General features: G+C 76.4%; 6 protein-coding genes. All 6 read left to right on the top strand.

Translation table 11 applies throughout. The annotated features are described in order from the left end of the window. Window positions 1-167 precede the first annotated feature (167 nt). The 6 genes from CLT72_RS07320 to CLT72_RS07345 are packed head-to-tail and all read left to right on the top strand — an operon-like array spanning window position 168 to window position 14,315. A complete protein-coding gene (locus CLT72_RS07320; protein ID WP_101410233.1) occupies window positions 168-3,395 on the top strand; it encodes a non-ribosomal peptide synthetase in 3,228 nt (1,075 codons plus the stop codon). After that, window positions 3,388-5,655 carry a polyketide synthase gene (locus tag CLT72_RS07325; protein WP_101410235.1) on the top strand — a complete coding sequence of 756 codons (2,268 nt, stop codon included), beginning with the start codon at window positions 3,388-3,390 and terminating at the stop codon, window positions 5,653-5,655. Before CLT72_RS07320 ends, CLT72_RS07325 begins: the two co-directional genes overlap by 8 nt. Continuing rightward, window positions 5,655-5,921, top strand: a complete 267-nt coding sequence (locus tag CLT72_RS07330) for a phosphopantetheine-binding protein (RefSeq protein ID WP_089000111.1) — start codon at window positions 5,655-5,657, stop codon at window positions 5,919-5,921. Before CLT72_RS07325 ends, CLT72_RS07330 begins: the two co-directional genes overlap by 1 nt. Continuing rightward, window positions 5,921-9,391: a non-ribosomal peptide synthetase gene (locus tag CLT72_RS07335; RefSeq protein WP_101410237.1), complete on the top strand. Its 3,471-nt coding sequence runs from the start codon at window positions 5,921-5,923 to the stop codon at window positions 9,389-9,391. The genes CLT72_RS07330 and CLT72_RS07335 overlap by 1 nt, the downstream gene beginning before the upstream one ends. Next, window positions 9,388-12,264 (top strand): type I polyketide synthase, encoded by a 2,877-nt coding sequence (locus CLT72_RS07340; protein WP_101410239.1) that lies wholly within the window; start codon window positions 9,388-9,390, stop codon window positions 12,262-12,264. The genes CLT72_RS07335 and CLT72_RS07340 overlap by 4 nt, the downstream gene beginning before the upstream one ends. Further along, the gene (locus tag CLT72_RS07345; protein ID WP_101410241.1) at window positions 12,261-14,315 is read left to right on the top strand and encodes an amino acid adenylation domain-containing protein; all 2,055 of its coding nucleotides are present in this window, start codon (window positions 12,261-12,263) and stop codon (window positions 14,313-14,315) included. Before CLT72_RS07340 ends, CLT72_RS07345 begins: the two co-directional genes overlap by 4 nt. Window positions 14,316-14,359: the final 44 nt, after the last annotated feature.

Below are 14,359 nucleotides of genomic sequence, written 5' to 3' on the forward strand. Positions count from 1 at the left end.
CGACGCACCCCGACCGGCCCCCGGTCCGACGGCTGACCCCGTCGGGCCGGGGGCCGCGCCGCGTCCGGCGAAGGCGGGACGTCCGACACCCGACCGGGAGGTTTTCCCTGCTGGAGCGGGGAAGCTCGCTCTGCCGGGCGGGACGTCGCACAGACCACCATCGAGCCATGGTTCGTACCGGTCGTGCTTCCTTCGCTCAGGAACGACTCTATTTCCTCAACCAGCTCCAGCCCGGCAACCCGGCGTACGTGGTGGCCTTCGCCGTCCACCTGCACGGGGCGTTGCGGCCCGAGGCGCTGCGCGCGGCGCTGACCCGCGTGGTCGCCCGGCACGACGCGCTGCGCACCACGTTCGCGCTGGTCGACGGCGTGCTCACCCAGCGGGTGTCGCCCACCCCGCACCCGCACGTCGAGGTGCAGACAGGCGCGTGGGCCGACCGGGAGATCCAGGAGGCCTTCCTGCACACCCTGGTGGCCGAGCAGGCCCGACGCCCGTTCGACCTCGGCGACGGCCCGGTGCTGCGCGCCTTCCTGCGTTCCTGGGGCCCGCACGAGCACACCCTCGCGGTGCTGGTGCACCACATCGCCTGCGACGGCTGGTCGGTGGGGCTGCTGCTGCGCGACCTCGCGGCCGAGTACCACGCGGCGCTGTCGGGGACGCCCGCCGCGTACGCCGAACCGGCGCAGTCGTACCTGGCGTACGCGCAGCGCCAACGCGACTGCTTCGCACGCGACAGCTCCGGGCTGGACTTCTGGCGCGCCGAGTTGCGCGACGTCCCGCAGCTCGCGCTGCCCACCGACTTCCCCCGGCCGAGCGTGCTCAGCGCCGACGGCGCGGTGCTGCGCCACCCCGTCGAGCCACGGCTGGTCGAGCGCCTGACCGCGTGGGCCCGGTCGCGGGGCACGACGCTGTTCACGGTGACGCTCGCCGCGTACGCCTCGGTGCTGTCGCGCTACGCCCGCCAGGACGAGGTGGTCATCGGGGTGCCGGTGGCCAACCGGATGGACGAGGCCGAGGAGCGCGTCGTCGGCTGCCTCGTCAACACGCTGCCGATCCGGCTCGACCTGTCCGGCCGGCCCGGCTTCGCCGAGCTGGTCGAGCGGGCCCGCCGGGCCTGCATGGCCGCGTTCGCCAACCAGGACGTGCCGTTCGAGCAGATCGTGGCGGCCACCGTCGGCGAACGGCAGCTCAGCCACGCGCCCCTGTTCCAGACCTCCCTGACGGTGCAGAACTTCCCCTTCGCCTTCCCCGAGTTCGACGGGGTGACGCTCACCGAGGTCGACGTCGAGGTCGACGTGACCAAGTTCGACCTGGGCCTGACCCTCGACGTCTCCACCGCCACGCCGTTCCTGCGGGCCGAGTACAGCACCGAGCTGTTCACCCCGGAGACCGTCGCGACGCTGCTCGCGCACTACCTGACCTTCCTGCGGTCGGTCGTCGACGGGCCGGACGCCGAGCCGAGCATGGTGGACGAGGCGGAGCGGCTGCTGCTGACCGAGGGGGTGAACCCGCCGGTCACGCGGCGGCCGGCCGAGCACCCGTCGGTGCTGCGCCGCTTCGCCGAGCACGTGGCGCGCACCCCCGACGCGGTGGCCGTACGCCATCGGGACGTGGAGGTCACCTACGCCGAGCTGGACCGGTGGGCCGGGCGGATCGCGGCCGGGCTGGCCGACCGGGGGGTGGGCCGCGGCGACCGCGTCGGGCTGCTGCTACGCCGCTCCCCCGCGATCGTCGCGGCGGTCCTGGGCGTGTGGAAGCTCGGCGGCGTCTACGTGCCGCTGGATCCCGAGTACCCGCGACAGCGCCTCGAACTGATCACGGCCAACGCCGACCTGCCGGTCATGCTGGTGGAGGCCGCCACCGCCGACACCGCCGGGGCGCTGGCACGGGGCCGCGCCATCCGGCTGGCCGACGCGCACACCCTCGACGGGGTGTCCGTGGTCGCGCCGGCGTTCCCCGGGCCCGGCGACCAGGCGTACGTCATCTACACCTCCGGCTCCACCGGGGTGCCCAAGGGCGTCATGGTCGGGCACGGCGGCCTGGACGCGCTGAACGACCCGACCCCCGCCGGCCTCGACGTCACCGCCGACGACGTGTGGCTGGCCGCCAGCTCGTTCTCGTTCGACGCCTCGGTGTGGGAGATGTGGGGCGCGTTGAGCACCGGCGGGCGGCTGGTCGTCGCCGACCAGGCCGACCTGGTGGACCGCGAGCGGCTGGCCGCGCTGGTGCGCCGCGAGGGCGTCACCGTGCTGTTCCAGACCCCCGGCGCGCTCTACCGGCTGCTGCCTCCGTACCTGCGGCTGCTGGACGCCGACGAGGTCTCCCCCATCCGCTACGTCGTCCTCGGCGGCGAGGCGCTGAGCTGGTCGCGGGTCGCGTCGCTGGTCGCCGGCGCGCCGGGGCTGCGCGCGGTCTTCGTCAACATGTACGGCATCACCGAGGGCACCATCCACGTCACGATCTTCGAGGCGCCCACGGCGGAGCTGGCGCGGGTCAGGGAGGGCACCATCGGTGTGCCGCTGCCGTCGGGGCGCTGCTACGTCCTCGACGACGACCTGCGGCCGACCGGCCGCAACGTGCCCGGCGAGCTGTACTGCGGCGGTGTGCTCGTGGCGCACGGCTACGTGGGCAACCCGGAGCTGACCGAGGCGCGCTTCCTGCCCGACCCGTACGGCGGGGGCGTGATGTACCGGACCGGCGACGTCGTCAGGTGGGGCCTCGACGGGAACCTGGTGTACCTCGGCCGCAACGACACCCAGGTGCAGCTGCGCGGCTACCGTGTCGAGCTGGCCGAGGTCGAGGGCGCGTTCCTGACCCACCCGGCGGTGCGCTCGTGCGCCGTCGCGGCGGAGAACGACGAGCTGGCCGCCTTCGTCGTCGGCGACCTCGGCCCCGACGCCGAACGCGAGCTGCGCGCCCACGTCCGGGCGACGCTGCCGGCGTACATGGTGCCGTCGCGCATCCTGTCGGTCGCGGCGGTCCCGCTCACCGCGCACGGCAAGGTGGACACCGCCCGCCTGCTGGCCGACAGCCGGGCCGCCCGCAGCACCACCGCGCCCGCCGCACCGCGCGGGCACACCGCCGGCACCGGGTTGGAGGAGCGCATCCGGGCCTGCTGGAGCGAGGTGCTCGACCGGGCCGACGTCGGGCTGCACGACAACTTCTTCGACCTGGGCGGGCACAGCTTCGCGCTGATCGCACTCCAGCAACGGCTCTCCGACGAGGGACTGGAGGTCTCCGTGACGGACCTGTTCCGCGCCGGCACCGTCGCCGGCTGCGCCGCCCACCTGCAACGGGCGGCACCGGTGGTCGCCGACGCGCGGGTGGCGCAGCGCCACCGGGGACGGGCCCTGCTGGCGGAGCGGCGCCGGACCACGGGAGGTCGCCGTGGCTGAGCCGCACGACGGCGCGGCGGTGGCCGTGGTCGGCATGGCCGTGCGGGTACCCGGCGCCGGACGCGACCTGGACCTCTTCTGGCACCACGTGGTGAACGGCATCGACGCGGTCACCTTCTTCACCCCCGAGCAGCTCCTCGGCTGGGGCGTGCCCAAGGACGTGGTGGAGCGGCCCGACTTCGTGCCCGCCCGGGCGGTACTGCACGACGCGGACCGCTTCGACCACCGGCTGTTCAGCTACTCGCCGTCGGACGCCGCGCTGATGGACCCGCAGCAGCGGATCCTGCTGGAGTGCGCCTGGGCCGCGTTGGAGCACGCCGGGCACCCGCCGGTCGCCGCCGACGGCAACCGGATCGGGGTGTACGTCGGCACCGGCCTGAACGTCTACCTGCTCGACAACGTGTGGCCCGACGAGCGCGCGGTCGAGGCGGCCGGCGGCCTGGGGCTGATCATCGGCAGCGACAAGGACTTCGCGGGCACCCGCATCGCGTACAAGCTGAACCTGCAGGGCCCGGCGCTGACGGTGCAGACCGCCTGCTCGACGTCGCTGGTCGCCGTGCACCAGGCCGTGCAGGCGCTGCTGACCTACGACGCCGACATGGCGCTGGCCGGGGGCGCCACGGTGGCCCCGCCAACGCGGCGCGGGCACCTGCACGAGCCCGGCGGGATCTTCTCCGCCGACGGCCGGTGCCGGACGTTCGACGCGGCGGCCGACGGCACCGTGCCCGGCGACGGCGCGGGCGTGGTGGTGCTCAAGCGGCTCGACGACGCGCTGCGCGACGGCGACACCGTGCACGCCGTGATCCGCGGCTCGGCGGTCAACAACGACGGCGCCCGCAAGGCGGGCTTCACCGCGCCCGGCCCCACCGGCCAGGCCGACGTGATCTCCGCGGCGATCGGCGTCGCGGGCGTCGACCCGGACAGCGTCGGCCTGGTCGAGACCCACGGCACCGGCACCGCGCTCGGCGACCCGATCGAGGTGGCGGCGCTGCGGCAGGTCTTCGACAGCGACCGGCCCGACCGGGCGCCCTGCGCGCTCGGCGCGGCCAAGTCGGTCGTCGGGCACCTGGACACCGCCGCCGGAGTGATCGGCCTGATCAAGACGGTGCTGGCGCTGAAGCACCGCGTGGTCCCGCCGATCGCCCACCTCGCCACGCCCAACCCCGCGGTGCGGCTGGACGGCTCGGTGTTCGAGCTGCCGGCGACGGCCCGGCCCTGGGCGCCGATCGACGGCGTACGCCGCGCCGGGGTGAGCGCCTTCGGCATCGGCGGCACCAACGCCCACGTCGTGCTGGAGGAGGCCCCGCCCACCCGGCCCCGGTCGCGCCGCCACGTCACCGAGCTGGTCCTGGTCTCCGCCAAGACCGCCGCCGTGGCGCAGGACAGCCTGGACCGCACCGTCGCCTGCGTGGCGGAGACCGCGCCCGGCGAGCTGGCCGACCTGGCGTACACGCTGCGCACCGGCCGGGCACAGCTGCCGTGGCGGGCCGCGTTCCTGACCGGGTCGCACGGCGCGCCGGCCGTGCCCCGGCAGGTCGACGCGAGGGCGCGGGCGCGCGGGGTGGCGCTGCACCTCACCGGCGCCGGCGAGCTGACCGGGAACCGGCCCAACTACGACGCCGACCCGGTGTACCGCCGGGTCGTCGACGAGGGCGTGGCGCTGCTGCGCGACCGGGACCTCGACGAGGCCGTACGACAGCGGTGCACCCGGCTGCTGGCCTGCGTCGGCCTGGCGCGGTCGCTGCGCAGCCGGGGCGTGGCCCCGCGTGCCCTGGCCGGCGCCGGCCTCGGCGCCGTGGCGTGCGCGGTCGTGGCCGGGGTCGTGTCCGTCGCGGACGCGCTGGCGCTGGTGTGCGGCGCGGACGTCGACGGCCTCCGGCTCGGCCCGGCCGACCTGCCCGTGCACGTGCCGGGCGGGCAGCCACCGGACGGGCCGGACGGGCTCGCGTACTGGCGGGCGCGTGCGGCCGAGCCGCCCGCACCGTCGGCGCCGCCGCAGCTCGACGGGGCGCTCTGGATCGAGGTCGGTACGAGCGTCACCGCGCACCTGGGCCCGGACGCGCCCGCGCTGCCCACCGACCGGCACGCCCGGCTGCTGGCGATCGTCGGCGCGCTGTGGCAACGGGGCCTCGCCGGCGCCTGGGACCCCGTGCACGACGCGGGCCGCCGCCGGCTGCCCGCCCCCACCTACCCCTTCGCGGCCACCCGGCACTACCTGGACGCCCCCGCGACCCGACTGGACTCAGAGAGGCAGCACTGATGCGCGACGTACACGACCGGACCTGGGTGGGCGAGTTCGAGCAGCTCTGGATGGAGGTGCTCGGCGTCGACACGGTCGACGACGACGACGACTTCTTCGACCTCGGCGGCCACTCGCTCAGCGCGCTGCGGCTGAGCACCCTGATCCGCCAGGAACTCAACCTCGCGGTGATGTTCGGCCACGTGCTGGAGAACCCCCGCTTCGCCGACCTGCGGGACGTCGCGGGCCAGGTGCCGCTGGACAAGCCGGTGGCGGAGACCGTGTGATGGCCGCCCCGGATCTCTCCGCCTGGACGCCGCTCGCCGCGCGGGTGCTCGGTCTCGCGCCCGAACGGCTGCGCGACGCGGCGGGCACCGAGTCGTTCGTCGGGCTGGGCGGCACGTCGCTCCAGGCCATCGCGCTGGTCTCGCTCGGCCAGCGCGAGCTGGGGGCGCACGTGGACAGCGCCCGGCTGCTGTCGGCGCTGCCGCTGGCGCGGGCGCTGGCCGGCGCGGTGGCGCACGTGGACACCGCCCCGCCGGTGGCCGCACGCCGGCCGGCCGAGCTGGAGCTGCTGCCCGGCCAGCGCGCCATGCTCGCCGCGCACCTGCTCGAGCGCGACGCGCCGTACCACCTGATGTTCACGCTGGAGGCGGACGGGCCGCTCGACGAGGCCCGCACCCGGACGGCGCTGCGGGAGCTGACGACCCGCCACGAGGCGCTGCGTACGCGCTTCGTCCGCGACCCGCGTCAGGCGCGGATCGTGCTGCCCGCGCCGTACGAGCCGCGGCTGCTGCACCAGACGCTGCCCGACGACGACCCGGTACGCGCCGTGCACGACCTGTACGGCCGCTCGGCCGCGCGGCTGCTGCGCCCCTTCGCACAGCCACCGGTCGTCTTCGTGCTGACCCGCGCCGGGCGGCGCGACCTGCTCACCCTGCTGGTGCACCACACGGTCGCCGACGGCTGGAGCATCGGGGTGCTCTGGCGCGAGTTCGCCGAGCTCTACGCCGCCGCCGGCCCGAGCGGCCCCGCGCCGTCGCCGGACTGGGTCTGCTCGCGGCTGGCCGCGCAGGAGGCGTCCGGGGCGCTGGACGGCGCGCTGGCGCGGATCGCGGCCCGGCTGGACGGCGCGCCGTGGACGGTCACGCTCCCCACGGACCTGCCCCCGGTCGTCGAGGCCGACGGCCACGGCGCGCGCCTGCGCTTCCGCCTGGACGCGGCGACCACGCGGGCCGCGACCGCGCTGGCCCGGCACTGCCGGGTGACGGTGACGTCGGTGGCCATGGCGGCGTGGGCGCTGGCCGCGTCCCGCCACGCGGGCCTGACCGACCTGGTGCTCGGGGTGCCGGCGGCGGGGCGGTTCGAGGCGGGCATGGCCGGCATCGTGGGCCTGTGCACCCGCGTCGTCCCGGTGCGCTGCGCGGCGGGCGACGACCTCGACGCGCAGGACTACGTACGCGCCGTGGCCGCGTCGCTGGCCGAGGCGGCGGCCGACGCCGACGTGCCGTTCGAGCGGGTCGTCTCCGGGCTCGACGTCGCCACCGACCCGGGCCGCAACCCGCTGGCGCAGCTCGGCTTCGCCGCCCACCACGAGCTGGTGCCCGACGAGCTGGTCGCGGGGGGCCGCGCCTGGCGGGTGCACGAGGGCCACTGCCACGGCGCGGTGTTCGACGCGCTGCTCTACCTCCAGTCGTGGTCGGACCGTCCCCGGTTCGCCCTGGAGTACGCGACGTCGGCGCTCACCGCCGCCGACGCAGGCGAGCTGGCCGAGTCGTTCCAGGCGGCGCTGCGGGAGCTGGCCGCCGGGCCGGGCGCCGCCCTGCGCGACGTCACCACCCTGTCGGCGGGGCAGCGCGCGCGGCTGCGGGCGCTGGGCACGGGCGGGTCGCACGACACGGCCGACGACGTGTGGAGCCGCTTCGCGGCGCACGCGCGATCCGCGGGCGAGCGGATCGCGCTGGTCGACGCGCACGCCGGGCGCGCGCTGACCTACCGCGAACTGCACGACGGCGCCGTCGCGCAGGCGCGGCTGCTGCACGCCAGCGGGGTACGGGCCGGCGACGCGGTGCTCCTGGAGCTGCCGCGCTCGGCCGCCGAGGCCGTGGCGGTGCTGGGCGTGCTGCAGCTGGGCGCGCACTACGTCGCGGTCGACCAGCACGCCACCGGCGAGTGGCGGGCACACCTGGCCGCGACGGTCGCGCCGCGCGCCCGCCTCGGCACGGCCCCGGCCGGCCCGGAGTACGCGACCGTCCCCGACTGCGCCCTGGCCGGCCCGGACCGCCCGGGCGCGCCGGCCGGCGCGGACCGCGTGGCGCGGCCCGGGGGCGCGGCAGGCGACGACGACCCGCTCGGCGCGGCCCCGACCGACCCGGCGCGCACCGCGTACGTCTCCTTCACCTCGGGCTCGACCGGGGTGCCCAAGGGCGTGGTCGTCCCGCACCGGGCGGTGCTGCGGCTGGCCGACGACCCGGGGCTGTTCGCCGACCGGGCGGGCATGCGGATGATGCGGCTGTCGCCGCTGGCGTTCGACGCGTCCACACTGGAGCTGCTGGTGCCGCTGGCCAACGGCGACACGGTGGTGGTGTTCCCGCCCGGGGAGCCGACGCCCAGCGGCCTGGCCGAGTTCCTGCGCACCACCGACGTCACGCACGCCTGGCTGACCTCCGGCGTGTTCCACCTGGTCGCCGACCACCGGCCGGACGCGTTCGCCGGGCTGCGGCAGGTGTTCACCGGCGGCGGCGTGGTCTCCCCGGCGCACGTACGCCGGGTGCTGCGGGCCTGCCCGGGGCTGCGCGTCACCAACGGCTACGGCCCCACCGAGAACACCACGTTCACCACGACCTGGTCCGTCGAGCACGCCGACGCGACGCCCGACCCGCTGCCGATCGGCGCGCCGGTGCGCGGCACCGACCTGCACGTGGTCGACCCGGCGGGGCGCCCCGTCCCGCCGGGCGCGATCGGCGAGCTGCGCACGGCGGGCACCGGCCTCGCCGACGGCTACCTCGGCGACCCCGCCCGCACCGACGCGTCGTTCGTGCGGCACGGGGATCCGCCGGTACGCCTGTACCGCACCGGGGACCTGGTGCGCTGGGGCGCGGACGGGCAGCTGCGCTTCCTGGGCCGCAACGACCGCCAGGTGAAGATCGCCGGGCACCGGGTCGAGCTGGTCGACGTCGAGCGCAGGCTGCGGGCGCGACCGGGGGTGCGCGACGCGGTGGTGTTCACCACCGGCGACCCGGTCACGGGCGTACGCCTCTGCGCCGCCCTCAAGCCCGCGCCCGACGGCCTGGACGCCGACGCCGTGCGCCGCGCCGTGGAGGCCGAGCTGGCCCCCTACGCCCGGCCGCAGCAGTGGGTGACCGTGGCCGAGTTCCCGCTCGACCGCAACGGCAAGGTCGACCTGCGGGCCCTGGCCGCGCTGGCCGGGGCGCCGCCGCCCGACGCCGCGACGGGCACCGCCGCGGCGGGGCGACCGGCGCCGGCGCCCGCCGCGCGCTCGGCGTCGCTGGCCGAGTTCGAGGAGCTGGTCACGGGCGCCTGGGTGGAGGCGCTGGGCACCGACGACTTCGACGTCGACGAGGCGTTCTTCGACGTCGGCGGCGAGTCGCTGCGGCTGGCGATCGTGCGCCGGCTGCTCCAGCAGCGGCTGGCCGGCCGGGTCATCCCGCTGACCGACCTCTACCGCTTCCCCACCGTCCAGACGCTGGCCCGGCATCTGCACGCACAGACCGAAGGAGCAGGCGCATCCTCATGAACGGCGACATCGCGATCGTAGGCCTGGCGGGCCGGTTCCCCGGTGCCGCCGACGTCTGGGAGTACTGGTCCAACGTGGTCGCCGGGAAGATCACGATCAGTGAGCTGACGCGCGGGGAGCTGCTGGCGGCGGGCGTGCCCCCGCAGCGGCTCGACGACCCGGCGTACGTGCCGGCGCGCGGCGTGCTGGCCGACCCGGACCTGTTCGACGCCGCCTTCTTCGGCATCACGCCGCGCGAGGCCGAGACCATGGACCCGCAGCACCGGCTGCTGATGCAGACGGCGTGGGCCGCCCTGGAGTCCGCCGGCTCGGCCACCGGGCGACCCTTCGGCCGGGTCGGCGTGTTCGCCGGGGCCGGGTTCAACTACTACGCGCTGCACCACGTGTACCCGCACCCCGGTCTGGTCGACACCCAGGGGCTGCTCTCGGTGGTGCTGGGCAACGAGAAGGACCACCTCGCCGCGAAGGTCGCGTACCGGCTGGACCTGGGTGGCCCCGCCGTGACCGTGCAGACCGCCTGCTCGACGTCGCTGGTGGCGGTGCACCTGGCCTGCCAGAGCCTGCGTACGGGCGACTCGGACGTCGCGCTCGCCGGCGGGGCCTGTGTGGCGGTGCCGCAGCAGGCCGGCTACCTCTACGAGACGAAGGGCATCATGTCGCCGGACGGCGCCTGCCGGCCCTTCGACGCCTCGGCCGCCGGGACCGTCCCCGGCAACGGCGTCGCCATGGTGGCGCTCAAACGGGCCGAGGACGCCCGCCGCGACGGGGACACCGTCTACGCGCTGATCAAGGGGTCGGCCGTGAACAACGACGGCGGCATGAAGGTCGGCTACACCGCGCCCGGCGTCGCCGGGCAGATCGACGTGCTGACCCGCGCGTACGCCGCCGCCGGCGTCGATCCCGGCACCGTCGGCTACCTGGAGGCGCACGGCACCGCCACGGAGGTGGGCGACGCGATCGAGCTGGCGGCGCTGGGCGAGGTGTTCCGCCGGGGCGCGCGGGCGTGCTCCATCGGCTCGGTCAAGGCCAACGTCGGCCACCTCGACGCGGCCGCCGGCGTCTCCGGGCTCATCAAGGCCGCGCTGGCCCTGCACTTCCGGCAGATCCCGCCGCTGGCCGGCCTCAAGCAGGCCCGCCCCGAACTGCTCGACGGGTCGACCCCGTTCACCGTGGACACCGTGGCCCGCCCGTGGGACGCCGACGGGCCGCGCCGGGCGGCGGTCAGCTCCTTCGGCCTCGGCGGCACCAACGCCCACGTGGTGCTGGAGGAGGCCGACGGCCCGGCCGGGTCCGGTCCCGGGGCGGCCGACGGTCGCACCGAGCTGATCGTGCTGTCCGGGCGCGACCCGGAGGCCGTCCGCGCGGCCGCCGAGCAGTGGAGCGAGCACCTGCGGCAGCGCCCCGACCTGGCCGTCGCCGACGTCGCGCTGACGTCGCAGACGTACCGCAGGCACTTCACGCACCGCCTCGCGGTCGCCGCGCGCGACGTCCCGGCGGCGCTGGCCCGGCTGCGCAGGGCGCCCGTGCGCGAGGCCGCGCGCCGGCCCAGCGTGCTGTTCCTGTTCCCGGGCCAGGGGGCCGAGTTCCCCGCCATGTCGCGGGGCCTCTACGACCGCTATCCGTCCTTCCGGGCGGAGCTCGACCACGGCGCCGCGCTGCTGGCCCCGCTACTGGGCCTGGACCTGCGCGACGTGCTGGTCGACGACGACCCGCACGGGCTCGTACACCGCACCGACGTCACCCAGCCCGCGCTGGCGCTGCACGAGCTCGCGCTCGGTCGGCTGCTGGTGTCGTGGGGCGTACGCCCGGCGGCGCTGATCGGTCACTCCGTCGGCGAGTTCGCGGCGGCGGCGCTGGCCGGCGAGCTGGCCGCCGACGACATGCTGCGCCTGGTCGCGACCCGCGGCAGGCTGATGCAGGACGCGCCCGAGGGCGCCATGCTGGCCGTGCTCGCGCCGCCGTCGGCCCTCCAGGAGCACCTCGCGGGGCTGGACGACCTCGACGTCGCCGCCCGCAACGCCCCCGAGTTCACGGTGGTGGCCGGGCCGGTGGCACCACTGGCCGCGTTGCGGGAACGCCTCGACGCGGCGGGGGTGCACTGCCGGGCGCTGCCCGCGCAGCGCGCCTTCCACTCGCGGATGATGGCCGACGCGGCGCGGCTGCTCGGCGCCCAGGCCGACGGCGTCGCCCGGCGGCCCCGGACCGTCCCGGTGATCAGCACGGTCGACGGCACGCTGCTGGGCAAGGGTCTGCCGCGCGCCGAGGGCTACTGGGGCGCGCAGCTACGCAGCCCGGTGCGCTACCACGACGCGCTGCTGACCGGGCTGGGCCTGCCCGACCCGGTCCTGGTCGAGGTCGGGCCGGGCACCGCGCTGACCGGTACGGCCCGGCAGGGCGGGTCGCGGGCGCCCGGGTTCGCCCTGCAACCCCGGCCGACGGAGCGGGCCGACGCCGGCGACGTCCTCGCCGGGCTCGGTGGGCTGTGGACCGCCGGGGCGTCCGTCGACTGGGCCGCGGTGCGCGGCGACAGCGCCGCGCGGCGGGTCCCGCTGCCCACGTACCCCTTCGCCCGCACCCGGCACTGGCTCGACGCCGCGCCGCCACCACCGGGCGCGGCCGTCGCCGAACCGGCGCCGCAGCCCACCGTCACCGGCGAGGACGAGGTGGTCAAGGAGATCATGGAGCTGTGGGGCAGGCTGCTCGGCAGCGCCGAGATCGGGCCGGACGCGAACTTCTTCACCCTCGGCGGCGAGTCGCTGCTGTTCATCCGCATGATCAGCCAGGTGCAGCGCAGGTTCGGGGTGCGCATCCCCGCCGACGCGCTGTCGGCGGACCCGACGCCGCGCGCGCTGGCCGGGCTGGTGACGGCATGACCGGCCGCGACGAGCTGGATCTGGTCGCGGCGGTGGCGGCCGTGCTCTGCCACCGCCTGTCCGGCGCGACCTCGGTCGCGGTGCGCGGCCCGCGCGGCGACGTCCTGGTGCGGGTGTCCCCCGACAGCACCCTGACGGGGGTACGCGAGCGGGCACGCCGCCTGCGGCCGGACGCCGTCGTCGCGGCCGGCGCGGCGGACCCGCCCGCGCCGGGCGGTGCCGTGGACGTCCTGCTGGCCACGCCCGGGACGGATGTCGCCGGGGCGTCGGCGGTCCTCGGCGGGGTGCCGGTCCGGTTCGCCCGCGAGCCCGGGGAGCCGGCGTACCTGCGGGAGCGCCTGGACACCCTGCGCGCCTGGCTCACCGCCCATCCGGACCGGCCGGTGCGGGAGGCCACGCTGGTCGGCCCGGTGGAGCGCGGCACGCTGCTCGGCTTCAACCCGGCGCCCACCCCCGCGCCGCGCACGCCCGTGCACGAGACGATCTGCCGCCAGGCGGAGCGCACCCCGGACGCCGTCGCGCTGCGCGGGGGCGGACGGGAGCGCAGCTACCGCGAGGTGCTGGACGAGGCCGCGGCGCTGGCCGGGCGGCTACGCGCCGAGGGCGTGGGGCCCGGGTCGGTGGTCGGGCTGTGCACCGAGCGCAGCCCCGAGATGGTGGTCGCGGTGCTCGGTGTCCTGCTGGCCGGCGGCGCGTACCTGCCGCTGGACCCGTCCCACCCGCGCCCGCGGCTGGACCTCATGCTCGGCACGGCCGACGCCGCGCTGGTGCTCGCCGACGACGCGGGGCGGGCCGCGCTGGGCTGCGGCGGCGAGCCGTGCGTGCCCGTACGGCCGCTGACCGGGGGCGACCTGCCCGCCGCGCCCGTCGACTGGCGTGGCTACCGGGCGCCGGAGGAGGTCGTCGAGGGGCTGTCGTACGTCATCTTCACCTCCGGCTCGACCGGGGCCCCCAAGGGGGTGCAGATGACGCACCTGTCGCTGGCCAACCGGCTGGTGTGGATGCGGGACGCGTACCGCGTCGGCCCCGGCGACGTCGTGCTGCAGAAGACCCCGTACACCTTCGACGTGTCGGTGTGGGAGCTGCTGTGGGCGTTCATGACCGGCGCGACGCTGGTCACCGCCGAGGCGCAGGCCCACCGCGACCCGCAGGAGATGGTCGACGTCGTCGCCCGCGAGTCGGTGACCACCGTGCACTTCGTGCCGTCCATGCTCGCCCTCTTCGTCGAGGAGGCCGGCCTGGCCCGCTGCGCCGGTCTGCGCCGGGTGATCTGCAGCGGGGAGGCGCTGCCGCCGAAGCTGGTCAACAAGCTCACCGCGGCGCTGCCGCAGGTCGAGGTGCACAACCTGTACGGGCCCACCGAGGCCGCCATCGACGTGACCGCCTGGCCGTGCCGCCGCCCCGAGCCCGAGGACACCGTCCCCATCGGCCGGCCGATCGCGAACGTCGCCGCGTACGTCCTCGACGAGCGCGGCGAGCTGGCCCCGGTGGGCGTGCCCGGGGAGCTGGTCCTGGGCGGGGACTGCCTGGCCAGGGGGTACGCCGGGCGACCGGACCTGACCGCCGAGCGGTTCGTCGAGGTGACGGTCGCCGGATGGCCGCAGCGGGTGTACCGCACCGGCGACCTGGCCTGGTGGTCGCCGGACGGGCACCTGCACTACGGCGGGCGCATCGACACCCAGGTGAAGATCCGCGGGCAGCGGGTGGAACTCGGCGAGATCGAGTCGGTGCTCAACCGGCACCCGCTCGTCGCCAACAGCGTCGTGCTGCTACGCGACGACCTGGGCGCCGCCGCGACGCTGGTGGCGTACGTGGTGGCCGAGCGCGACGCCGACCCGCACGCCGTGGCCGAGCCCGCGCTGCGCGCGTTCCTGGCGCGGCAGTTGCCCGACCACATGGTGCCCCTGCGGTACGTGGCCCTGCCGGAGCTGCCGGCGACCGCGAACGGCAAGGTCGACCGGCGGGCCCTGCCCGTCCCACCGGCCCGGGCGCGCAGGCGGGTGGCACCCGCCGACGTCGCCGCCGGGCTGTCGAGGGCCGGAGGTCGATGAGCGCGGCGGGACCTCCCCCGCCTGATTCTCCGGGTAGCCGTCCG

It is taken from the genome of Micromonospora sp. CNZ309 (genome assembly GCF_002846525.1).

Coding starts and splice junctions, on each gene's coding strand:
- CLT72_RS07320 (WP_101410233.1), top strand. CDS start 168: ATGGTTCGTACCGGTCGTGCTTCCTTCGCTCAGGAACGACTCTATTTC.
- CLT72_RS07330 (WP_089000111.1), top strand. CDS start 5,655: ATGCGCGACGTACACGACCGGACCTGGGTGGGCGAGTTCGAGCAGCTC.
- CLT72_RS07345 (WP_101410241.1), top strand. CDS start 12,261: ATGACCGGCCGCGACGAGCTGGATCTGGTCGCGGCGGTGGCGGCCGTG.
- CLT72_RS07340 (WP_101410239.1), top strand. CDS start 9,388: ATGAACGGCGACATCGCGATCGTAGGCCTGGCGGGCCGGTTCCCCGGT.
- CLT72_RS07335 (WP_101410237.1), top strand. CDS start 5,921: ATGGCCGCCCCGGATCTCTCCGCCTGGACGCCGCTCGCCGCGCGGGTG.